This window comes from Candidatus Methylomirabilota bacterium, assembly GCA_035260325.1.
Classification (GTDB): domain Bacteria; phylum Methylomirabilota; class Methylomirabilia; order Rokubacteriales; family CSP1-6; genus AR19.
Genome location: DATFVL010000300.1, coordinates 1 through 22,265, shown reverse-complemented (window position 1 = coordinate 22,265; position 22,265 = coordinate 1). Strand labels below are relative to the sequence as shown.

Annotated in this window: 19 protein-coding genes, 2 tRNA genes, 1 other RNA gene and 1 pseudogene; 6 read left to right on the top strand and 17 right to left on the bottom strand. The window is 72.0% G+C overall.

What is annotated here, in order from left to right; translation table 11 throughout:
- From rnpB to rpsU, 8 genes are all read right to left on the bottom strand, one after another.
- Nucleotides 1-351, bottom strand: an RNA gene (rnpB, locus tag VKG64_19340) — RNase P RNA component class A; the annotation flags it as partial.
- Nucleotides 352-475: 124 nt separating this feature from the next.
- Nucleotides 476-901, bottom strand: coding sequence for a ribonuclease HI (gene rnhA, locus VKG64_19335; protein ID HKB27193.1), 426 nt, complete (start codon nt 899-901; stop codon nt 476-478).
- A 35-nt stretch (nt 902-936) separates the two neighbouring features.
- Nucleotides 937-1,650 carry a C4-type zinc ribbon domain-containing protein gene (locus VKG64_19330; GenBank protein HKB27192.1) on the bottom strand — a complete coding sequence of 238 codons (714 nt, stop codon included), beginning with the start codon at nt 1,648-1,650 and terminating at the stop codon, nt 937-939.
- A gap of 13 nt (nt 1,651-1,663) precedes the next feature.
- A tRNA-Ile gene (locus VKG64_19325) sits at nt 1,664-1,738 on the bottom strand.
- Between the two features lie 19 nt (nt 1,739-1,757).
- Complete coding sequence (gene rpoD / locus VKG64_19320; GenBank protein HKB27191.1) at nt 1,758-3,605, bottom strand: RNA polymerase sigma factor RpoD; 1,848 nt, start codon at nt 3,603-3,605, stop codon at nt 1,758-1,760.
- Entirely contained in the window at nt 3,598-5,481 is a 1,884-nt protein-coding gene (dnaG, locus tag VKG64_19315) for a DNA primase (GenBank protein ID HKB27190.1), read from the bottom strand. The genes rpoD and dnaG overlap by 8 nt, the downstream gene beginning before the upstream one ends.
- A complete protein-coding gene (locus VKG64_19310; GenBank protein HKB27189.1) occupies nt 5,481-7,880 on the bottom strand; it encodes an endonuclease MutS2 in 2,400 nt (799 codons plus the stop codon). Before VKG64_19310 ends, dnaG begins: the two co-directional genes overlap by 1 nt.
- A gap of 66 nt (nt 7,881-7,946) precedes the next feature.
- Nucleotides 7,947-8,141, bottom strand: a complete 195-nt coding sequence (gene rpsU, locus VKG64_19305) for a 30S ribosomal protein S21 (GenBank protein HKB27188.1) — start codon at nt 8,139-8,141, stop codon at nt 7,947-7,949.
- 130 nt (nt 8,142-8,271) lie between these two features.
- Between rpsU and VKG64_19300 the strand changes: the two genes are divergently transcribed.
- Nucleotides 8,272-9,513 carry a sodium:proton antiporter gene (locus VKG64_19300; protein HKB27187.1) on the top strand — a complete coding sequence of 414 codons (1,242 nt, stop codon included), beginning with the start codon at nt 8,272-8,274 and terminating at the stop codon, nt 9,511-9,513.
- A gap of 9 nt (nt 9,514-9,522) precedes the next feature.
- On the opposite strand, the gene pth is transcribed toward VKG64_19300, so the two are convergent.
- From pth to VKG64_19260, 8 genes are all read right to left on the bottom strand, one after another.
- Nucleotides 9,523-10,050 (bottom strand): aminoacyl-tRNA hydrolase, encoded by a 528-nt coding sequence (gene pth, locus VKG64_19295; protein HKB27186.1) that lies wholly within the window; start codon nt 10,048-10,050, stop codon nt 9,523-9,525.
- Between the two features lie 15 nt (nt 10,051-10,065).
- Nucleotides 10,066-10,782, bottom strand: coding sequence for a 50S ribosomal protein L25 (locus VKG64_19290; protein ID HKB27185.1), 717 nt, complete (start codon nt 10,780-10,782; stop codon nt 10,066-10,068).
- A 25-nt stretch (nt 10,783-10,807) separates the two neighbouring features.
- Nucleotides 10,808-11,752, bottom strand: a complete 945-nt coding sequence (locus tag VKG64_19285) for a ribose-phosphate pyrophosphokinase (GenBank protein HKB27184.1) — start codon at nt 11,750-11,752, stop codon at nt 10,808-10,810.
- 22 nt (nt 11,753-11,774) lie between these two features.
- Nucleotides 11,775-11,849 (bottom strand) — tRNA-Gln (locus tag VKG64_19280).
- Nucleotides 11,850-11,903: 54 nt separating this feature from the next.
- On the bottom strand, nt 11,904-12,764 hold the full coding sequence (ispE, locus tag VKG64_19275; GenBank protein HKB27183.1) for a 4-(cytidine 5'-diphospho)-2-C-methyl-D-erythritol kinase: 861 nt from the start codon (nt 12,762-12,764) through the stop codon (nt 11,904-11,906).
- A gap of 67 nt (nt 12,765-12,831) precedes the next feature.
- Nucleotides 12,832-13,587, bottom strand: coding sequence for a DUF4292 domain-containing protein (locus tag VKG64_19270; protein HKB27182.1), 756 nt, complete (start codon nt 13,585-13,587; stop codon nt 12,832-12,834).
- Nucleotides 13,565-15,319 (bottom strand): tetratricopeptide repeat protein, encoded by a 1,755-nt coding sequence (locus VKG64_19265; GenBank protein ID HKB27181.1) that lies wholly within the window; start codon nt 15,317-15,319, stop codon nt 13,565-13,567. Before VKG64_19265 ends, VKG64_19270 begins: the two co-directional genes overlap by 23 nt.
- Nucleotides 15,316-15,783: a DUF721 domain-containing protein gene (locus VKG64_19260; protein ID HKB27180.1), complete on the bottom strand. Its 468-nt coding sequence runs from the start codon at nt 15,781-15,783 to the stop codon at nt 15,316-15,318. The genes VKG64_19265 and VKG64_19260 overlap by 4 nt, the downstream gene beginning before the upstream one ends.
- Nucleotides 15,784-15,878: 95 nt before the next feature.
- Between VKG64_19260 and rlmD the strand changes: the two genes are divergently transcribed.
- From rlmD to VKG64_19245, 3 genes are read left to right on the top strand one after another with little or no spacing between them, the layout of a single operon-like run.
- Nucleotides 15,879-17,237: a 23S rRNA (uracil(1939)-C(5))-methyltransferase RlmD gene (gene rlmD / locus VKG64_19255; GenBank protein HKB27179.1), complete on the top strand. Its 1,359-nt coding sequence runs from the start codon at nt 15,879-15,881 to the stop codon at nt 17,235-17,237.
- A complete protein-coding gene (nikB, locus tag VKG64_19250) occupies nt 17,234-18,151 on the top strand; it encodes a nickel ABC transporter permease (GenBank protein ID HKB27178.1) in 918 nt (305 codons plus the stop codon). Before rlmD ends, nikB begins: the two co-directional genes overlap by 4 nt.
- Nucleotides 18,148-19,056 carry an ABC transporter permease gene (locus VKG64_19245; protein HKB27177.1) on the top strand — a complete coding sequence of 303 codons (909 nt, stop codon included), beginning with the start codon at nt 18,148-18,150 and terminating at the stop codon, nt 19,054-19,056. Before nikB ends, VKG64_19245 begins: the two co-directional genes overlap by 4 nt.
- A gap of 108 nt (nt 19,057-19,164) precedes the next feature.
- On the opposite strand, the gene VKG64_19240 is transcribed toward VKG64_19245, so the two are convergent.
- Complete coding sequence (locus VKG64_19240) at nt 19,165-19,800, bottom strand: VanZ family protein (GenBank protein HKB27176.1); 636 nt, start codon at nt 19,798-19,800, stop codon at nt 19,165-19,167.
- A 70-nt stretch (nt 19,801-19,870) separates the two neighbouring features.
- On the opposite strand from VKG64_19240, the pseudogene VKG64_19235 reads away from it, so the two are divergent.
- Together VKG64_19235 and VKG64_19230 are read left to right on the top strand one after the other, a co-directional pair.
- Nucleotides 19,871-20,167, top strand: a pseudogene (locus VKG64_19235) (ArsC family (seleno)protein).
- A gap of 40 nt (nt 20,168-20,207) precedes the next feature.
- A partial coding sequence (locus tag VKG64_19230) for a DEAD/DEAH box helicase (GenBank protein HKB27175.1) occupies nt 20,208-22,265 on the top strand: 2,058 nt, incomplete at its 3' end.

The window sequence follows — 22,265 nt, the reverse complement described above, 5'->3', positions numbered from 1 at the left end:
TGTAAGCCGGGTCCTGTCGGAGCCGTTGCCGGCTCCCGACGGTCATTTCTCTAGGACGCCGGTTACCCGGCGTCTCCAGCGGCCTAACCCGGGAGCGGCGCGGGCCACGCCATCGCTCCCCTATTTGGCCTTGCTCCGGGTGGGGTTTGCCTAGCCGGCGCGGTCACCCGCGCCGCTGGTGAGCTCTTACCTCACCGTTTCACCCTTACCGCCCTCGCGGGCGGCGGTCTGTTTTCTGTGGCACTGGTCCGTGGGGTTGCCCCCCCTGGGCGTTACCCAGCACCCTGCCCTGCGGAGCCCGGACTTTCCTCCCGCCGCGTTGCCGCGGCCGGCGACCGTCCAGCCTTCTCTGGCGCGACGTCAAGTATAGCGCGCCGGCGCCGCCAGGGGCTCAGACCTCTTCATCTCTTGCGAGCGCGTCCCGCCAGTAGCTCAGGGCATTCTTCGGTCCGTATTCGGGATGCTCCTTCCAGACTCACAGCGTCTGGATGGCCTCGCGCGCGAGCGCGTCCGCGCGCTCGTTCAACGGGTCGCCGCTGTGGCCGCGCACCTTGTGCCAGACGACGTCGTGGCGGCGCGTCTCGGCCAGGAGCCGCTCCCAGAGGTCGCGGTTCGCGACGGGCTGCTTCTGGCTGTTCTTCCAGCCGGTCCGCTCCCAGCGCTCCCACCAGCCCTCGCGGAAGCAGTTCACGATGTAGGCGCTGTCCGAGTGGACGTGGACGCGCCGGCGGCCCGGGATCGCGGCGAGGCCCTCGGCGACGGCGGTGAGCTCCATGCGCTGGTTCGTCGAGTGGGGCGCGGCGCCCGAGACCACGCGCTCGGCGCCGCCGTCGAGGATGATCGCCGCCCAGCCGCCGGGCCCCGGGTTCCCCGTGCAGGCGCCGTCCGTGTAGAGCGTGATGTCGGGGAGCGGGGAGGGCTTCGCGGCCCGAGCCGTCAGGCGGGCTCCTGCCAGTAGAGGTAGCGGCCGCAGCTCTCGCAGAGCATCAGGTTGCTCGCGGCCTTCAGCTCCTGGATCGCCTGCGGCCGGATCGAGACGCGGCAGCCGCCGCAGACGGCGGCGCTGTTCACGGCGACGATCGCGACGCCGGCGCGCGCCTTCAGGATCTTCTCGTAGTCGGCGAGGAGCGGGCGGGGGAGCTCGCGGGCGCGCGACTCGCGCTCGGTCCGGACGATGGCCAGCTCCTGCTCGACCTGGGCGAGCTTGCGCCGGACGACCGTCTCGTCCTGCTGGGCCTGCGTCTCGCGGCGGTTCCACTGCGCCTCGGCCTCGTGGACGTCCACGGCGAGCTTCTCCTGGAGCTCCATGAGGGCGAGGATCTCCTCCTCGCCCTTGCCCTTCTCCTGCTTGATCGCCTCGATCTCGGCGAGGACGGCGGAGTACTCGGTGTTGTTCTTGACCTCCCAGAGGCGCGCCTCGGACTTCTGCCGCTTGGCGGTGACGACCTCGAGGTCCTTTTCCTTCGTGCGGAGGTCCTTCTTCGTGATGTCGATCTTCGTCTTCAGGGCGTCGAGGGCCTTCTTGGCTTCGGCGAGGGTGGTGTGGATCGCCTCTATCTGCTTCGGCAGCCGCGCGGCCTCGGCCTCGAGCGCGGCGAGCCGCGTGTCGCGCGCCTGCAGGTCGATCAGCGTCAGCAGCTGGGAATCCACGATCTCCCCAAGATGGTGGGCCCACCTGGACTCGAACCAAGATCTAACCGGTTATGAGCCGGCTGCTCTGCCATTGAGCTATGGGCCCTCGGCGCCATGATAGCCGCTCAGGTCTCCAGGAAGCTCCGGAGCTTCTTCGAGCGGGACGGGTGCCGGAGCTTGCGCAGCGCCTTGGCCTCGATCTGGCGGATGCGCTCGCGGGTGACCGCGAAGTCCTGGCCGACCTCCTCGAGGGTGTGCTCGCAGCCGTCGGAGAGGCCGAACCGGAGGCGCAGCACTTTCTCCTCGCGCGGCGTCAGCGTGTTGAGCACCTTGTTCGTCTGCTCGCGCAGCGACAGGCCGATGATCGACTCCACGGGCGAGACCACCTGCTTGTCCTCGATAAAATCGCCGAGGTGGCTGTCCTCCTCCTCGCCGATCGGCGTCTCGAGCGAGATCGGCTCCTGCGCGATCTTTAGCACCTTCCGGACCTTGTCCACCGGCACGTCCATCTTCGACGCGATCTCCTCCGGGGTGGGCTCGCGGCCGAGCTCCTGCACGAGCTGGCGCGAGGTCCGGATGAGCTTGTTGATCGTCTCGATCATGTGCACGGGGATGCGGATGGTCCGCGCCTGGTCGGCGATGGCCCGGGTGATCGCCTGGCGGATCCACCAGGTCGCGTACGTCGAGAACTTGTAGCCGCGGCGATACTCGAACTTGTCCACGGCCTTCATCAGGCCGATGTTGCCTTCCTGGATGAGGTCGAGGAACTGCAGGCCGCGGTTCGTGTACTTCTTGGCGATCGAGATGACGAGGCGGAGGTTCGCCTCCACCATCTCCTTCTTCGCCTGCGCCGCCCTCACCTGGCCCTGCTTGATGATCGCCATGACGCGCTTGATCTCGTCGGCCTTGGCGTTGGCGCGGTGCTCCGCGAGCTTGATCTCCTGCTGGGCGACCCAGATCTGCTGCTGCTTCGGGGACGGGAACTTCTTCGCGGCCCTCAGATGAAGGTCGGCGAGCGGGCCGTTGCCACCGGCGCCGGGGTCGCGGAAGGAGACGTAGATGAGGTTCTGCACCTCCTCCGGCGACGGGCGGCGCCCGTTGGTCCAGAGGTGGATGACCCGCTCCGCGCGCTCGACGTCGTCGAGCAGGTCGCGCAGGCGCTGGACGAGGCCGCGGCGGGCGGGGTCGAGGTCTTCGCGGTCGATGATCTGGTTGCCGATGTTGAGCTTGCGGAGGTTGTCGAGGACCTTTTGCTGGCGCTGGTGGGCCTGGGCGTCGAGCCTGCGCCAGGCCGGTTCTTTGCCCTTCTTCGTCTTCTTCCGGCCGCCGGTCTTGGCGCGGAGCCGCCGGGCCTGCGCGACGAACCGGTCGCGCTCGCGGAGGAGCCGGTCCACGGTGGCGAAGGCGGCGACGACCTGGCGCGTCAGCTCGATCTCCTTCTCCTCGGTGAACTCCTCCTCGTTGACGTCCACGACCTCCTTGACGGAGATGTCGGTCCGCTTGAGCTGCTCGCGCAGCTCGCGGAAGCGCTCGAGCGCGAGGTTGGTCGAGAGGATCGCGACGGCGACCTGGTTCTTGCCCTCCTCGATGCGCTTGGCGAGCGCGATCTCGCCCTCACGCGTGAGGAGTGCGACCCGACCCATCTCGCGGAGGTAGAGCCGGACCGGATCCTCGGTGCGCCCGACGGGGCCCGGCGTCAGATCGATCGGCTCGGGCGGCCCGTCGTCGTCCGCCTCCTCGGCCCGCTGCGGCTGGCGCTCGCGTCCCACCTCGGAGGGGAGCCGGCCCGCCTTGGCCGAGTCGACGACCTCGATGTCCATGGCGCCGAACATCATCATGATGTCGTCGAGCTGGTCGAGCGAGACGATGTCGGACGGCAGGGCGTCGTTGACCTCGTCGTACGTGAGGAAGCCTTTCTGCTTCCCCATCGTGATCAGCCGATCCAGCTCCTCGAGCTTCGGCTCGTCACTCATGCGTCTCGGCTCCTTGGGGACCGGCGCGTCCCGTGTCGAGCGTCTGGGCCACACCGCCCGTGATCCCGTAGAGCGCGGCGCTCTCGTGGTGGAGCGCCCGCAGCTCGTCGGTCACCGGCGCCGTCGCGCCGGTCCTGGCCTGCACGTCGGCGATGGACTGACTCACCTCGCGCGCCCGCCGGAGCCGCTGGCTCCGCTCGAGGCGCCGCCGAAACTGTTCGATGCTAACCCGGACGTCAACCGGGAGGAACTCCTCCACGAGGAGCGCGGCGAGGACCGAGCGCGCCTCGTCGGTCGGGACGTCGGTCATGAGGCTCTCCGCCGGCGCGTCGGGCCGCAGCTTGAGCGTCGCCACGATCGCGCGGAGCCCGCCGTGCGCGAGGTCCTCGGCCTCGACGAGCATCGGCAGGAGCGCCGGGCGCGCCTCGGGCGCGTGGAGCAGCAGCGCGACGAGGTCGCGCTCGACCGGCGGCGGCGCCGAGGCGAGCGGGCTCGAGCGCGCGGGGGCGGGGACCGGAGGTTTCCGGAGGGCGGTCTGGAGCCGCTGAGCCTCGATCCAGAGCTGGGTCGGGTCCACGCCGAGCCGGCCGGCGGCCTCGCGCGAAAGCGTGGCCGCCTCCTGCGCGTCGCCCACCTTCGCGAGCAGCAGCGCGGCGCGGGCGAAGGCGTTGGTCCGCGCGCGGGCACCGGTGGCCCCCTCGGGATCCGTGAGCGCGCGGTCGAGCGCGTACGCGAGGAGGCTCCGCGCCGCCGTGATCCGCTCCTCGAAGGCCGGCGCGCCCTGCGCCCTCAAGAAGGTGTCGGGGTCGTCGCCGGAGGGGAGCAGCGCCACGCGCAGGCGGAGCGCGGCCGCGCCCTCGAACGCGCCGGTGCGGTTGACCGCCCACGCGATGCCGCTCCCCGTCGGCTCGAGCAGCTCCTCGGCGCGCTCGGCCGCCTTGCGGCCGGCCGCGTCGGCGTCGAAGAAGAGCACCGCGTCGTCGCAGTAGCGCTTCAGGAGCGAGAGCTGGACTCTCGTGAAGGCGGTGCCGAGCGCCGCGACCGTCTCGCCGAAGCCGTGCTGGTGGGCCATGAGGCAGTCCACGTAGCCCTCGACGAGGAGCGCGCGGTTCTTCGTCTGGATCGCGGGACGGGCGAGGTCGGCGGCGTAGAGGAGGTTGCCCTTGGTGTAGAGCGGTGTCTCGGGCGAGTTCAGGTACTTGGGCTGCTCGTCACCGAAGGCGCGCCCCCCGAAGGCGACGACGCGCCCCTGGAGGTCGCGGATCGCGAAGAGGAGCCGGCCGCGAAAGCGATCGTAGACGCCGGAGCGGTTCTCGCGCTGGACCGCGAGGCCCGTCGTGACGAGCGCCTCCTCGGCGACCTGCTCGCCCCGCATGAAATTCAGCAGCGCGTCCCAGGCCTCGGGGGCGTACCCGAGGCCGAAGCGCTTCGCGACCTCGGGATCGATTCCCCGCCCGGCGAGGTACGCGCGCGCCCGCTCGCCGGCCGACGTCCAGAGGTGCTCCGCGTAGAAGCGCGCGGCGAGCCCCATCACCCGGAAGAGCTCCTCGCGGCCGCCGTCGCCGGCCGCCCCGCCGCGGTCCTCCGGCAGCGCGGTGCCCGCCTGCTTGGCGAGCGCGCGGACGGCCTCGGGGAAGGAGAGCTTGTCCTGGCGCATGAGGAAGCCGAAGACGTCGCCGCCCACGCCGCAGCCGAAGCAGTGGAAGATGCCCTTCTTGGGGTTGACCATGAAGGACGGCGTCTTCTCCGCGTGGAAGGGGCAGAGACCCTTCCAGTTGGCGCCGGCCTTCCTCAAGTTCACGTAGCGGTTGACGAGATCGACCACGTCCACGGCCGCGCGGATGTCGTCGAGCACGGCCTGGGAGTAGGACGCCATCAGGAGACTTTCAGCGCGGCCACGGTGGCGCCCGTGCCGCCCTCGGAGGGCTCGCCGTCGCGGAACGACTCGACGAGGGGGTGCGCCGCCAGGAGATCACGCACGGCCTTCCGGAGCGCGCCCGAGCCCTTGCCGTGCACGAGCCGGACCGCGGGCAGCCCCGCGAGGAACGCGTCGTCGAGGTACTGCTCGACGGCGTCGCGCGCCTCGTCGGTCGTGCGTCCGAGCAGCAGGATCTCAGGCGCGATGGGGCGGGGAGACGGGGCGGGCTCCTTTGCTCGGAACGACGCTCGCACGGAGGGCGCCCCCTCCCCCCGCCGATTCGCATTCGTGTTCGGCGCCGCCGGCCGCAACGCCTCCAAGGGGACGCGCACGGTGATCGAGCCGGACCTGACGGTCGCCGTGCTTCCGGCGATCGAGACCAGCTCGCCGTGGATTCCGAGATGCTCCGCCGCGACCGTCGCCCCCGGCGCGAGCCGCGCGGGCGCCTCGGCCGGCGGCCCGGCGGGCGGCGCGAGCGCCTCGACCCGCGCCGCGACCTCTCGCACGCGCTGCCGCGCCGCGGCGAGCGTCCCGCGGGAGCGCTCGGCGCGCTTCAACCGGTCCCACTCGGACGCCAGCGCCCGGCGGACCTCGGTCAGGAGCGCCGTCGCCTCCGCCTTCGCGCGCTCGAGGAGCGTCTTCGCCTTCCGCCGGGCGTCGGCTTCCGCCTCGCGGGCGGCGGCGAGGCGCGCGGCGGTCTCGCTCTCGCGGCGCTCGAGCGCGATCGTGCGCTCGGCCTCGCAGCGCGTGTGCTCGTCGAGCCACGCGATCAGCTCGCTCATGCGCGCGGCGTCCTGCGAGCGGTGCGCCTCGGCGCGCGCGATCAGCTCGGGCGCCAGGCCGAGCCGGCCCGCGATCGCGAGCGCGTAGCTCCTTCCCGGGTGGCCGTAGCGCAGCCGGAAGGTCGGGGCGAGCGTCGCGGTGTCGAACTCGACCGCCGCGTTCTTCGCCCGCGGATGCGTCGCGGCGAAGGCCTTGAGGGGCTCGAGGTGGGTCGTGGCGATCACGAGCGCGCCGCGCTCGGCGAGCGTCTCGAGGATCGCCAGGGCGAGCGCCGCGCCCTCGTCGGGGTCGGTCCCGGCGCCGAGCTCGTCGAGGAGCACCAGGGAGCGCTCGCCCGCCGTCTCGAGGACCTCGCGGACCTGCTTGACGAAGGCCGAGAACGTCGAGAGGTTCTCGGCCACGGACTGCTCGTCGCCGACGATCGCGTGGACGTCGGTGAAGACCGGCAGCCGCGAGCCTTCGTCGGCGGGCACGTGGCAGCCGACCTGCGTCATGAGCGCGAGGAGCGCCGCGGTCTTCAGCGCGATCGTCTTGCCGCCGGCGTTCGGTCCGGTGATGACGAGGAGCGGCCGCTCGGCGTCGAGCTCGATGTCCACGGGGACGACGGGCCGGGCCGGGTCGCGCCAGCTCTGGGCGAGGAGCAGGGGGTGGCGCGCGCTCCGGAGCGCGACCGTGCGGTCGGCGTCGAGCGCGGGCATCGTGGCGCCCATGCGATCGGCGGCCGCGGCCCGCGCGAAGACCCAGTCGAGCTCACCGATCGCCTCGACGAGCCGCGCGAGGTCGTCGGCGTGCTCGCGCACGGCGGCGGTCAGCTCGGCGAGGATGCGGGCGGTCTCGTGCTCCTCCTCGCGGACGGCCTGGACGAGGTCGTTGTTCGCCTCGACGACCTCGGCGGGCTCGACGAAGAGCGTCTGGCCGCTCTGCGAGCGGTCGTGGACGATGCCCCGGACGCGCCCGCGCGCCTCGGCGCGGACGGGCAGGACGTAGCGCCCGTGGCGGAGCGTCACGTAGCGGTCGGTGAAGAGCCGGTCGGCGCCCTCCGCCTGGAGCGCGCGCTCGAGCTCCCCGGCGACGCGCCGTCGCCGCTCGCGGATCTCGCGCCGCAGGCGCCGGAGCGCCGGGCTCGCGTCGTCGGTGACCGCGCCGGCGCCGTCGAGCGCCCCGCGCAGGCGGTCGGCGAGCGCGGGCAGCCGGGGCAGGTCGTCGGTCAGCTTGGCGAGGTCGGGGCTCGCGGCGCGGACGGAGCGTCCGTACGCGGCGAGCCGCGGCGCCGCGTCCACCACGGGGAGGATCTGGATCAGCTCGGCGCCCTCGAGAACGCTCCCCGCGGTGCGGCACCGATCGAGGAGGGAGCGGATGTCGGGGACGCCGTCGAGGGGAAGGGAACCCGAGGTCGCGATCGCCAGCCGGGCCTGGTGCGTCAGCTCGAGGGCGGCCTGGACGGCGGAGGGCTCGGTGAGAGGGGTCGCGTCCGTCGCCCGTTCCCGACCCATCTCGGTCTGTGCTTCGTGAGCCAGGAGCGCGCGCACCGCGTTCCACTCGGTGCCGCGCTCCCAGATGTGACCTGCCTCCACCCTACGCCTCATTCGCTCCCGGCCCGGATCGCGGGAGTGCCGGCGGTGCCACTGGGAGTGTAGCGGCTAATCGGACATCCGTTCGCGCCGCTGGGCCTTCTTGCGAGCGGCGAGGGCTTTGCGCTTCCGCCGGACGCTGGGCTTCTCGTAGTGTTGGCGTTTCTTGAACTCCGACAGGAGCCCGGTCTTTTCGCACTGCTTCTTGAAGCGCTTGAGCGCGCTCTCGACGCTCTCGTCGGGCTCGACGACGACCTTGGTCACTCCGCTCCCCTCCGGGCCGCGACCGCTGGATAAACATCAACTATATACCACGCGGGTGGGGCAGGGGCAATCGAGCGCGGGCTGCTACACTGGTCCGACCCGATCCCGGACCCAGGGGGGACGCTCGACCGTGACCGCCGCGGGCCCACCGCCCGTCGCCGCCGTCCTGCCGTTCGTCGCGATGCTGCTCGCGATCGCGCTCTGCCCGCTGCGGGCGCCCTCGTGGTGGGCGTCGAACCGCAACAAGCTCGCGGTCTCCCTCGTGCTCGGCCTGCCGATCCTCGCGCTCTACGCCGTCCGCCGGCCCGGCGCGCTCCTCTCGATGGGCGAGGAGTACGTCTCGTTCATTCTCCTTCTGGCCGGCCTCTTCGTGATCTCGGGCGGGATCCTGCTCCGCGGCGACCTCGTCGCGACGCCGCTCACCAACACGGGCTTCCTCGCCGCGGGCTCGGTCCTCGCCTCGTTTGTGGGCACGACGGGCGCCTCGATGCTCCTCGTCCGCCCGCTGCTTCAGACCAATCGCGAGCGGACGCGCGTCAAGCACACCGTCATCTTCTTCATCTTCCTGGTCTCCAACATCGGCGGCATGCTCACGCCGCTCGGCGACCCGCCGCTCTTCCTCGGCTACCTGCAGGGCGTGCCCTTCGCGTGGACCTTCGGCCTGTGGCGGCAGTGGGCTCTCATGGTGGGTCTGCTCCTCGTCCTCTATCTCGTGTGGGACACGCGGGAGTACGCGCGCGAGCCCCTGGCGGCGCTCCGCCGCGACCGCGCGCGGGTCGCTCCGCTCCGCATTCGGGGGGCGCTCAACGCGCTCGGGCTCGCGGGCATGGTCCTCGCCGTCGCGTTCCTGCACGCCCCGTGGCGCGAGGCCGCCATCCTCGGCCTCGCGGGCGCCTCCCTCTGGCTGACGCCGCGCGAGGTGCGGCGCGCCAACGGCTTCACCTGGTCTCCGATCGTCGAGGTGGCGGTCATCTTTTTCGGGATCTTCCTCACGATGATTCCGGCGCTCGAGCTCCTGCGCCTGCGGGGCGGCGAGCTCGGCGTTCGCGCGCCGTGGCAGTTCTTCTGGGCGTCGGGATTGCTCTCGTCGGTCCTCGACAACGCGCCGACGTACCTCGCGTTCCTGGCGCTCGGCCAGGGGCTTCGCCTCCCGGCGGAGATCGTCGGCGTCCCGGAGGCGATCCTGGTCGCGATCAGCGTCGGCTCGGTGGCGATGGGCGCCAACTCCTACATCGGCAACGCGCCGAACTTCATGGTGAAGTCGATCGCCGAGGAACAGGGCGTCCGGATGCCGAGCTTCCTCGGCTACATGCTCTACAGCGGCCTCGTGCTGCTGCCGCTGTTCGTCCTCGTGACGCTCCTCTTCTTCTGAGCCGAGGTCCTAGTCAGACACGAGCGCCAGGACGCGCTCGGCGGCCTCGGCGACGGCGGCCTCGACGGCGTCGTGCTCGTCGGGGTCAAACGGCTCGAGGACGTGGTCGGTGACCTGGTCGCGGGTCGCGGGGCGGCCGATGCCGACCTTCACGCGCCGGATCTCCTGGGTGCCGAGCGCCTCGAGGACCGAGCGCACCCCGTTGTGGCCGCCCGCGCTGCCCTTCATGCGGACCCGTACGGTGCCGAGCGGCAGGTCGATGTCGTCGTAGACGAGCACGACCCCGTCGGGCGTGACGCGGAGGCGGCCGAGCGTCCGGGCGACCACCGGGCCGCTCACGTTCATGAAGCTCTGCGGCTTGACCAGGTAGAGGGGCTCGCCGCGCCACCGGGCGCGCGCGACCAGCGAGGGGCCGTCGCGGCGGAACGACTTCTTGAGCCTCTTCGCGAGCAGATCGGCGACGCGCTGGCCCACGTTGTGGCGAGTGTCCCGGTACTCCGCTCCGGGGTTCCCGAGCCCCACCACGGCGTGGGCCACGCGCGCGGGGCTCCGCTACTTCTCCTTCTCGGCCTTCTCGGGCTTCTTCGGGGCCTTCTTGCCCTCCTCGGGCGCCGCCTCCGCTTCCTTCGGCTTGCGCTCCGTGAGGACCTCGGGCTCGGTGACCACCGCCGCCACCTCGGCCGCCGCCACCGGCGCCTCCTCGGCCATCGGCGGCACCACCGTCGCGACCGCCTGGTTGGCGGGCGTGAGGATCCGCACGCCCGCGGGCGCCTGGAGGCTCGCCACGGTCAGCACGTTGCCGATCATCAGCGCCGTGACGTCGGCGTCGATGCGCTCGGGGATCGCGGTCGGCAGGCAGGACACGTCGAGCTCGTGGAGCACGATGTTGAGGATGCCGTTCTGGTCCTTCACCCCCGCGGCCTCGCCCACGGTGCGGATGGCGACCCGCACCGTGATCGCGCGGTCGGCGGAGACCTCCTGCAGGTCCACGTGCAGCAGGCTCTCGCTGACCGGGTCGAACTGGAGGTCACGGATGATCGCCAGCCGCGCTCCGCCGGCCTGCTCGCCGTCCACCTTGAGCGTGAGCAGCTGCGTGGTGCCCTCGCGGCCGTGGATCATCCGGAGGACCGCCTTCGGGTCCACCGTGACCGCCTCCGGCCTGGCGCCGCCGTAGAGGACCGCGGGCACCTCGCCCGCGCGGCGCAGGCGCTTGGCGGCCTGCTTGCCGGTCGCCTCGCGCCGCTTGATCGTCAGCTCCTGCCTCTCCATCGTGCGACTCCCTCCCGGGTCGGGCTCAGACGAACAGGGTCGAAACGGATTCCTCGTCGTGGATGCGGCGGATCGCCTCGCCGAGCAGCGGCGCGACGCTCAGGACGGTGATGCGCGCCGCCGCGCGCTTGTCCTCGGCGAGGGGGATCGAGTTGGTGACGACGACCTCCTCGAGCGGCGACGCGATGATGCGGTCGATCGCCGGGCCGGACAGGACCGCGTGGACGCCGCAGGCGAGGATGCGCCGCGCGCCCTCGCGCGCGAGCGCGTCGACGGCCTGGACGAGCGTGCCGGCGGTGTCGACCATGTCGTCGATGACGACGGCGTCGCACCCCTGGACCTCACCGATCAGGTGCATCGCGACCGCGGAGTTCGGGCCCTCGCGCCGCTTGTCGACGATGGCGAGGCCGGCGTTGAGCCGCTTGGCGATCGCGCGCGCCCGCTCCACACCGCCCGCGTCGGGGGCGACGATGACCGGCTCGTGGAGCTCCTTCTTGCGGAGATAGTCGATCATCACGACCGGGCCCGCGAAGAGGTGGTCCACCGGGACCTTGAAGAATCCCTGGATCTGGCCGGCGTGCAGGTCGAGCGCGAGCACGCGGTCGACGCCCGCCGCCTCCAGCAGGTCGGCGACGAGCTTGGCGCTGATCGGCATGCGCCCCTGGACCTTGCGGTCCTGGCGCGCGTAGCCGTAGTAGGGGAGCACCGCCGTGATCCGGTGGGCCGAGGCGCGCTTGACCGCGTCGATCATGATCAGGAGCTCCATGAGCGTGTCGTTCACGGGCGGGCACGTCGGTTGGATCAGGAACACGTCCGTGCCGCGGACGTTCTCGTTGATCTGCACGTAGACCTCGCCGTCCGAGAAGCGCGAGACCTCCGCGTCGCCCATGGGCACGTGCAGGTACTGGGCGATCTCCTCGGCCAGCGGCCGGTTCGCGTTCCCCGTGAAGAGCTTCAGCTCGTAGCTCATCGTCGACCCTCGCTCAAAGGCATGGTTGGGGCGGGAGGATTCGAACCTCCGAATACGGGATCCAAAGTCCCGCGCCTTGCCGCTTGGCCACGCCCCAGTGTCCGAACCATTGAACCGCTCCCCTCGGCCGTCGAACGGCTTGCGGCTCGCACTACCCCCTCACACGAATGGCCGGGCCCGTCAGGGTCCGCACGGCCCAGCACTCCCACGAGGCCCGCGCCACCCGCACCCGGATCTGGCGCGCGTGGTCGAGCGAGCGCGCCACGCCAAACACCGTGAGCCCGCTTCCCGACATCGCCGCCCCGAGCGCCCCGGCCGCGAGGAGCGCGGCCTCCATCTGACCGACGGCTGGATGCCGCGCCGCCGCCACGCCCTCGAGCCCATTGTAGAGGCTCTGGGCGATCGTCGCCGGGCGCCGGCTCCGGAGCGCCGCCACCATGCGGCGCGCGCGGCTGCCGTCAGAATACATCCCGGGGGTCACCCTCCCATAGATCTCCGCCGTGCTCGCGCCGACGCGCGGGTGCACGAGCACCAGTGCGAGCGCGCCGCACGTCACGGGCTCGAGCCGCTCGCCGCGCCCCGTCCCGAGCGCCGCGCCGCCGCGCAGGAAGAACGGGACGTCCATCCCGAGCGTGACCGCGACCTCCGCAAGCCGCGCCGCCGGCCACCGGAGCCCCCAGAGGCGGTTCAGGCCCACGAGCGCCGCCGCGGCGTCCGTCGAGCCGCCGCCGAGCCCCGCGGCGACCGGGATGCGCTTGTCGAGCGTGATCCGCACGCCCCGCTCGGTCCCCGCCGCCTCGCGCAGCGCCCGCGCCGCCCGGAGGGCCAGGTTCGTCCCGTCGGACGGCACCGCGGGAGCGCTCGCGTGGAGCTCCAGGACCTCGGCGTCCTCGAGCACCAGCCGGTCGGAGAGGTCCACGGCCTGCAGGACCGTGGCGATCTCGTGATATCCGTCGGACCGCTTGCCCAGCACCTCGAGGGCCAGGTTGATCTTGGCCGCGGCGCTGAGCACGAGCCGACGGACTCCCCCCGACCGCTTCGACAAGGGACTAGACATTAGCACGCACGGAGCGCGCCTTTCAACGGATGCGCTGTATTTTCGCCCCTTTCGGGAGCGTGAGCGTGAAGCGTTCGGGATCGATGCCGGCGCCGAGCACGACGTTCCGGTAGATCACGGAGCCGGTCACGTAGTCGCGGCCGGCGCTGAAGTCGAAGCCGCGTGGGGTGTTGCCGTCGCGATGGTAGGTGAGCACGACGGACATGCGCCCACCGATCTCCACCCGGCTCACCTCGCCGGTCTGGAGATCGAGCCACACGCGCCGGCGCTGGGCGCCGCCGATGAGGTCGAGCGACGGCCCGGCGCCGTCGGGCGGCAAGAGCTCCGCGACGCGCAGGTCCCGGGGCGGCGCCGCGCGGCCGGCGAGCACCGCGACCAGGTCCTCGGGCTCGAGCGGCAGGCCGAGCACGCCGGCGATCGTCTCGGCGGTCGCCGGGCCGACCAGCGCCTCGTTCTTCGCCGCGTCGTAGGCCGTGAGCCGGCCCTCGTGGACGACGACGAGGAGGTAGGGCTGGCCGAACGGCGAGAGCGCCTCGAGGCGCAGCGAGGCGGGGCCGCGGATGAGGAGCACGCCCGTGAGGCGCTGGCGCTCGCCGCCCTTCTGGACGGAGACGTCGGCGAGGGCGCGGAGGTCGGCGAACTCGCGCCAGCGCTCGTCGAGGAGGTCGAGCGCGTGTCGGGCGTCGGCGGACACCGGCCGTGCCGGCGGCGCGCTCGCGCAGCCGCCGGCGAGGGTGAGCGCGACGAGGAGAAGGCTACCGAGCCGCCTTGGGGTCACCCTTGACCCGACGCGCGCGGTCCTTGAGGTCTTCGATCTTCTTCTTGACCCCGTCGAGGGCCGGGTCGAGCTGGAGGGCCTTCTCCCACGCGGTGAGGGCCTCGTCCTGCAGGCCGTTCTTCAAGTAGGCGTCGCCGAGGTGGTCGTAGATGACCGGGTCGGGCTCCTTCGCCTTCTCGACGGCGCGCTTGAGCTCCGTCAGCGCCTCGGGGTAACGGCCCTGCTGGTAGTACGCCCACCCCAGGCTGTCGATGAAGTAGCCGTTCTCGGGCTCGAGGGCCAGCGCCTTGTTGATGAGCTGGACCGCCTCGTCGAGGTTCTGGCCCTTCTCGGCGTACATGTACCCGACGTAGTTGTAGGCCTCGGCGTGCTTGGGATCGAGCGTGATCACGTGGCGGAACGCGCGCACGGCGTCGTCGAACTTGGTCTGCTTTTCGTAGACGACGCCGAGCTGGAAGTGGAGGTCCTTGTTCTTCTCGTCGAGCGTGAGGCCCTCCTGGAGGGCCTCGATCGCGCGCTCGTACTGCTTGGCGCGGAAGTAGGCGCTGCCGAGGTAGAGGAAGAGCTCCGGCCGCTTCGGCTCGATGTTCACCGCCTCGCGGAGGATCGCGATCGCCTCGTCGAAGTGCTTCGTCCGGCCGAGGAGGAACCCGAGCTGCACGCGCGCGTCGATCGAGCGCGGGTCCACGCGGAGGATGCGCTCGAGCTCGGCGCGCGCCTCGGCGTCCTTGCCCGCGTCCATGTAGGTCGTGGCGAGGAAGTAGCGCGCCCGGAGGTTCGAGGGCTCGAGCGCGACCGCCCGCCGGAAGGCGTCGGCGGCCTTGTCCCAGAGCTTCTGCTCGTAAAAGACGGCGCCGAGCTTCATCCAGACGCGCGCGTCGCGGGGGACGACCTCGGCGAGGGCCTCGATCTCCTCCTGCGCCTCCTTGAAGCGGCCGAGCCGGATGAGGAGGTCGCCGAGGCGCTCGACGAACGCCGGGTTGTCCGGGTTCGACTTCGCCGCGCGCCGGTAGATCTCGACGGCCTCTTCGCCCTTGCGCCGAGTCTCGTACACGTAGCCGAGCGCGGTCCAGGCGCCGTCGTGGTTGGGGTCGAGGTCCACCGCGGCCTGCAGCTCCGTGATGGCCTCGTCCCAGCTCTCGGTCTCGATCGCGAGGCGGCCGAGCAGGAAGCGCGCCTGCGCCTGGCGCGGCTGCTTCGCCACGAGGCGGAGCAGCGTCTTGCGCGCGCGCTCGTACGCCTTCTGCTCGACCTGGTAGCGCGCGAGCATCAGGTAGGGATCCTCGGCGTCCGGGTTGAGCACGATGACCTTCTCGATCTCCGCCTCCGCCTCCTCGTATTTCTTCTGGGCGCGCAGGAGCTCGGCGAGCGTCAGGTGCGGGGCGGCCTGGCCCGGCGAGAGCTCGATCGCGCGCCGGGCGGCCGCGACGGCCTCGTCGTATTGCTCGGTGCGGACGAGCCACTGGGCGAGCGTCGTCCAGAGAAAAGACGACGTCGGGTCGCGCTTGATCGCCTCGCGGACGGCGGGGATCGCGTCGTGGAAGCGCCCGCCCTGCGCGGCCATCTGCGCGACGGAGAAGTGGTAGTACGCCTCGCCCTGCGGGTCCGGCGGCAGCGGCGCCGACCGCGCCAGATCTTCGCCCGGGCTGATCGCCGCCCCGCCCGTCGCGCACGCGGCGAGCGCCGAGCCCGCCAGGACCACGCCCACTCGGCCGAGCAGACGCCGGATCATCGGGCTGCACCTCGCTCCCGCGGGAACCGCCAGGCCTTCGTCAGGAGGCGCCGCGCGGCGGCCGCGAGCGTCTCGTCCGGGATGGCGGCGGCCGCGTCGTCGATCGCGCGCCGGGCGGCGGCGTCGAGCGGGACGGCCGCCCGCGCGCGCTCCCGCGGCCGGCCCTCGGGTGCTCCGAGCGTGCCGAGGACCAAGCGCAGCGAGCGGATCTCCGGAAACCGCCCGCGCAGGCGCTCGGCGAGCTCACCCGAGCGCAGCGTCAGCTCCTGGAGCCAGGGCGAGTTGTCCACGGCCACGGTGAGACATCCGCCGGAGAGCGACTGGGGCTGCGATCGCCGCGCGAGGTCGGCGCCGACGACCGCGGACCACGCGCGGCGCACGTCCACCTCGAGCAGCCGCTCGCGGAGCCCGGGGACGGCGGTGGCGAGCAGGTCGGCGACGGCGCGCGGCGCTCGGGCCCTCATGGATTCACTATCATACCTTGTTGTTGCGAGAGCCGCGAGTAACCGTGCGCGCCCGGTGGCTCCGGGCGTCGAAGTCCTTTATAGTGGCCTCGGTCATGGCGAAACCGCGCCGCGGCGACTCGCTCGAGCTCACGATCGACGACCTCGCGTTCGGTGGCGAGGGCGTCGGGCGGGTGGACGGCTACGTCGTCTTCGTGCGCGGGGGCGTGCCGGGCGACCGCCTCCGCGTGAAGCTCGACGAGTCCCGCTCGCGCTTCGGCCGGGCCGCGATCGAGGCGGTCGAGACCCCCTCGCCGGACCGGGTCGAGGCGCCGTGCCCCTACTTCGGGCGCTGCGGCGGCTGCCGGCTCCAGCACGTCGCGTACCCGGCGCAGCTCGCGTTCAAGGCGAAGCAGGTGCGCGACTGCCTCGAGCGCCTGGGCGGCCTCGGCGCGTTCGAGCTCCGCCCGATCCTGGCGGCGCCCGAGCCGTACGGCTACCGCAACAAGATGGAGTTCACCGTCGCGGAGGCGGCGGGCGCGCCCGTCGTGGGCCTGCACGAGGCCGACCGCTACGACGTCGTCCTCGACATCGAGCGCTGCCTCCTGCAGTCGGAGACGATGAACCGGCTGCTCGACGGGCTCCGCCGCGAGACGCGCACGCTCTCCGTGTACGACCAGGCGTCCGGGCAGGGGCTCCTCCGGTTCGTGTCGCTCCGCGAGGGGCGCCGCACCGGTGAGGCGATGGTCAACATCGTGGCCTCGGCGCCCGACGTCGAGGCGCTCGGGCCCATCGCCGAGCGCCTCCGCGCGCGCGTGCCCGCGACGGCGAGCGTCGTGCTGAACGTCAACGCCAAGAAGGCGTCGGTCGCCGTCGGGACGGAGGAGCACCTGCTCGTCGGGCGCGACCACATCCGCGAGTCGCTCGGCGGGCTCACGTTCCAGGTGTCGGCGGGTTCGTTCTTCCAGACCAACACCGTGCAGGCCGAGCGCCTGTTCGGCGTGGTCGACGAGGCGTGCGCGCTCGCCGGCGGCGAGACGGCGCTGGACCTCTACTCGGGCACCGGCGCGATCAGCCTCCTCCTCGCGCGCCGCTGCCGCTGGGTGTACGGGATCGAGGTCGCGGCCGCCGCGGTCGCCGACGCCGTGCGCAACGCGCGCGCGAACGGGATCGAGAACTGCACCTTTCTCGCCGGCGAGGTGCGTCACGTGCTGCCGACCCTCGTCCGGGACGGCGTGCGCGCGGAGGTCGTCGTCGCCGATCCGCCCCGGGCCGGCTTCCACCCGAAGGCGCTCTTGGCGCTCGCCGCGCTCGGGCCCGCGCGGATCGTCTACGTGTCGTGCAATCCGGCGACGCTCGCGCGGGACCTCGGCGACCTCGTTCGCCGCGGGTACCGGCTCGAGTGGGTCCAGCCCGTGGACATGTTCCCGCAGACGCCGCACATCGAGGCGGTGGCGCGGCTGTCGCGCGGATGAGGGTCTACCTCGCACGCCGGCTGCTCCAGTCGCTGCTGGTGCTGCTCGGCGTCTCCTTCGTCGTGTTCTTCATCCTCTACCTCACGGGCGATCCCGCCCTGGTGCTGCTGCCGCCGGACTCGAGCGCGGAGGACGTCGAGCGCTTCCGCGAGGCGATGGGCTTCAACGACCCCTTCCTCGTCCAGTACGGGCGGTTTCTCGGCGGCGCGCTCCGCGGCGACTTTGGCCAGTCGGTGCGCCACGGCGAGCCCGCCTTCGCCCTGGTGGTCGAGCGGATGCCGGCGACGTTCGAGCTCGCGGGCTCGGCGCTCCTGATCGCGCTCGCGCTCGCGATCCCTGCGGGCATCGTGTCGGCGGTGCGGCGCAACACCCTCGTCGACTACGCGTCCACGGTCGTCGCGCTCCTCGGCCAGTCGATGCCGACCTTCTGGCTCGGCATCATGCTGATCCTCGTGTTCTCGGTGCAGTTCAACCTGCTGCCGTCCTCGGGCCGCGGCGGGCTCGAGCACCTCGTGCTCCCGGCGGTCACGCTCGGGCTCTTCACCACCGCGCGCATCACGCGGCTCACGCGCTCGGGGATGCTCGAGGTGCTGAACCAGGACTACATCCGGACGGCGCGGGCCAAGGGCGTGTCGAACCCGCCCGTCATCTGGAAGCACGCGCTCAAGAACGCCGCGATCCCGATCGTGACGATCGTCGGGATCGAGCTCGGCACGCTCCTCGGCGGCTCCGTGATCACCGAGACGATCTTCGCGTGGCCGGGCGTCGGGCGGCTGTCGGTGCAGGCGATCTACAACCGCGACTACCCCGTCGTGCAGGCCGCGGTGTTCCTGCTCTCCTCCACGTTCGTTCTCGTCAACCTGGTCGTGGACATGCTCTACACGTACCTCGACCCGCGGATCCGGTTCAGATGAGCGTCCCCGCCCGCGCCATCGCGCTGCCCGTCGAGCGCGCGCCCGCGCGGCGCGAGTGGGTCGCGTTCCTGCGCCGCCTGGCGCGCCGCCGCACGGCGCTCTTCGGCCTCGTGGTCGTGGCGCTGGTCCTCGTCGCGGCGCTCGGCGCGCCGTGGCTCGTGGGGTGGGACCCGATCGAGCAGGACATCACCCACCGCCTGGCGCCGCCCGGGTCGCAGGACCCCGCGGGGCGGGTCCACGCGCTGGGCACCGACCACCTCGGGCGCGACATCCTCGCGCGGATCGTCTTCGGCGCGCGCCCCGCGCTGATGGTCGGGTTCGCCGCCGTGGCGATCTCGGGGCTGCTCGGCATGAGCGTCGGGCTCCTCTCCGGCTACTTCGGCGGGCGCGTCGACGACGTGTTCATGCGGCTCGCCGACATCCAGCTCGCCTTCCCGTTCATCCTGCTCGCGATCGCCGTCATCGGCGTGCTCGGGCCGAGCCTGCCCGTCATCATCGTCGTGATCGGGGTGTCGAGCTGGGTCGTCTACGCGCGCATCGTGCGCAGCTCGGTGCTCTCGCTCCGCGAGCGCGAGTTCGTCCAGGCGGCGCTCGCCCTGGGGAGCCGCGACGGCCGGGTGCTCCTGCGGCACATCCTGCCGAACGCGCTCACGCCCTGGCTGGTCGTGGCGACGCTCGACATGGCGCGCGTCATCGTGATCGAGTCCGCGCTCTCGTTCCTCGGCCTCGGCGTGCAGCCGCCGACGCCGACGTGGGGCGGCATGCTGGCCGACGGCCGCGTCTACATCTCCACGGCGTGGTGGCTCGCGACGTTTCCCGGCCTCGCGATCCTCTTCACCGTGCTCGGGATCAACCTCTTCGGCGACGGATTGCGCGACACGCTCGACCCGCGCCTCAACGTCTGACGGCACCGCGAGCGTCAGGGCTCGGGGCCGCGCGGCCCTCCTCGACCACGCTAGCTCTTGAAGCGCGGGCCCCGCTGACGCGGTCGGCGCCGGAGCGACGCCCAGAAGCTACGGGTCTCCGAGCGCCCCCAGCCCCCGCGCCCTCCCGCTCCCGGCGACGTCGTGCTTCCGGCGGAGTCGAGAGCGCGCAAACAACAGAGCGACGGCGGCGGGCGTCGACAGCCAGAGCGCGCCGGACGACGCGCCCGCCCAGCGGTCGAGCGCGAGCGCGGCGGCGCCGCCCACGGCGGCGAGCCAGAGGAGCGCGGTCGTCGCGCCGTCGAGCGCGGCGCGCCAGCCCCGGACGGCGATCCACGCGGCGAGCGCCGCGGCCGCACTGTCGAGGAGGGCGTCCGTGAGGCTGGCGGTCCGCGACGGCACGAACGACTGATGCCACTCGTCGAGCGCCGCCCAGCCGACGCTGATCAGGAGGGCGCTCCAGGCGGCCACCCGCGGCGCCAGGTTCCGGCCGCGACGGAACGCGCGGAACCAGAGCGCGGCGAGGATCGCGTACTCGGTGACGTGCGCGCTCTTGCGCAGGAGCAGGTGGGCGGCGTCGAGCGCCTCCGGCGTCGCCCACGGCAGGAGCCAGCGGAGCAGCGGCAGCAGGATCCGGCTCGTGTGCTCGCCGCTCCCCGAGTCCGTCGAGACCCAGAACATCACCGCCATCCAGGCGACGGGGGGCAGCCAGTGGGCGGGGCGCATCGCCTGTTATGATACGCGCATGCCGAAGGTCGACTGGAGCTACCACCGCAAAGGCTGAAACTCCTGTGGCCGGGCGCAAGAGTTCCTTGCGAAGCAGAAGATCGCGGTGGTCGAGCAGGTGGACACGCGGAAGTCGCCGATCAGGGGCGAGGCGGCGCTCGCCGTGACGAAGGACGTGGACGCCCTCTGGGTGGCCCGGGGCCAGAAGGCCCTCCACGTGGACCTCACGACGTCGCGGCCGGGCCGGGCGGAGCTGCTCGGGCTCCTGCTGGGGCCGACCGGAGGGCTCCGGGCGCCGACGCTCCGGGTGGGCCGGACGCTGCTCGTCGGGTTCAACGCCGAGGCCTACGCGAAAATGTTGAAGTAGTCGTCGGTCCGGGTCCGCCGGCCGTGCTAGAGTTGGCGCGATGCTCGGCCGGATCCTCGACGATCTGCTGACCTCACCGTCGACGGGACCGTGCATCACGGCGACCCGTCACTTCGCCCCCCGCCCTCCGGCCCTGGTGCCCTTCCCGCCGTCGCTCGATCCGCGCATCGCCGACGCGCTCCGGCAGCGCGGGATCCACGACCTCTACTCGCACCAGGCGCGCGCGTGGGCGCTGGTCGAGAAGGGGCATCACGTCGTCGTCGTCACGCCGACCGCCTCGGGCAAGACCCTCTGCTACAACCTCCCCGCGCTGCAGTCCCTCCTGCAGCAGCCCGACGCGCGCGTGCTCTACCTCTTCCCGACGAAGGCGCTCGCCCAGGACCAGCTCGCCGAGCTGGAGGCGCTGGCCAAGAGCCTTCCCGAGATGCGGATGTTCACGTACGACGGCGACACGCCCCAGGACGCGCGCCGCGCCGTCCGGGCGCGCGCGAACCTGGTCCTGACGAACCCCGACATGCTCCACTCCGGGATCCTGCCCCACCACACGAAGTGGGCCGCGCTCTTCCAGAACCTCCGTTACGTCGTGATCGACGAGCTCCACGCCTATCGTGGCGTCTTCGGCTCGCACCTCGCCAACGTGCTGCGGCGCCTCGCCCGCATCTGCCGGCATTACGGCGCAGCACCGCAGTTCATCATGGCTTCGGCGACCATCGCCAACCCGGGCGAGCTGGCGCGCCGGCTCACCGGCGCCCCGGTCGAGGAGATCGCGGAGAGCGGCGCGCCGACGGGCGACAAGACGTTCCTCTGCTACAACCCGCCCGTCGTGAACCCGGAGCTCGGTATCCGGGCGCCGTACCTCGGCGAGGCGGCGCGGCTCGCACTGCGCTTCCTCCGCGAGAGGGTCGCGACGATCGTGTTCGCGCAGAGCCGGCTCGCCACCGAGGTCCTGCTCGCCTCGATCAAGCAGGGCGTCGCCGACAAGACGGGCGACAGCGGGATCGTCCGCGGCTACCGCGGCGGTTACCTGCCGACGCGCCGCCGGGAGGTGGAGAAGGGGCTCCGCGAGGGCGAGGTGCTCGGCGTCGTCTCGACGAACGCGCTCGAGCTCGGCGTCGACATCGGCCACCTCGACGTGGCGGTGCTCGCCGGCTACCCCGGCGCCATCGCCTCGCTGTGGCAGCAGGCCGGGCGCGCGGGGCGTCGGTCGGGCTCCTCCGCGGCGGTCTTCGTCGCGACCAGCGCGCCGCTCGACCAGTTCATGGTCACGCATCCGGACTACCTCTTCGGCACGCCCCCCGAGCACGCCCGAGTGAATCCCGACAACCCCTTCATCCTGGTCAACCACCTGAAGTGCGCCGCATTCGAGCTGCCGATCGCGGACGCGGAGGCGTTCGGGGAGCTGGACGTGCGGCGCTTCCTCGCGGCGCTCGAGGACGAGGGCGTGCTCCACCACGCGGGCTCCCACTGGCACTGGGCCTCGGAGACCTACCCGGCCGACCACATCTCGCTCCGCACCGTCACGAGCGACAACTTCCTCGTCATCGACACGACGGCGCGCGACGCGACGCAGACCAAGCGGCGCCAGATCATCGCCGAGGTGGACTGGGGGAGCGCGTTCGCCACGATCCACCCGAAGGCGATCTACCTCGTGGAGAGCGAGCCGTACGAGGTGCAGGAGCTCCACTTCCGCGAGGACGAGGAGAAGGTCGCCTACGTCAAGCGCGTCCGGGTGGACTACTTCACCGACGCGATCGGCGCCAAGGGTGTCTGGATCCTCCAGCGCCTCGCCGACGAGGCGCGCCCGGCGTACCTCGCCGAGCAGGGCGAGGTGCTCGTGGCCGAGAAGGTCGTGGGCTTCAAGAAGATCAAGCTGGGGACGCTCGAGAACGTCGGCTCGGGCGAGGTGGAGCTGCCGCAGCAGGAGATGCAGACGACGGCGGTGTGGCTCACCGTGGCGCCGGAGACGATCGCGCGCGTGAGCCCCTCGCGCGAGGAGCTGATCGACGGGCTGCGCGCGGTGACGTATCTCCTCCACCACCTGGCGCCGATCTTCCTCCTCTGCGACATCCGCGACCTCGGCTCGTGGCTCGGCGACACG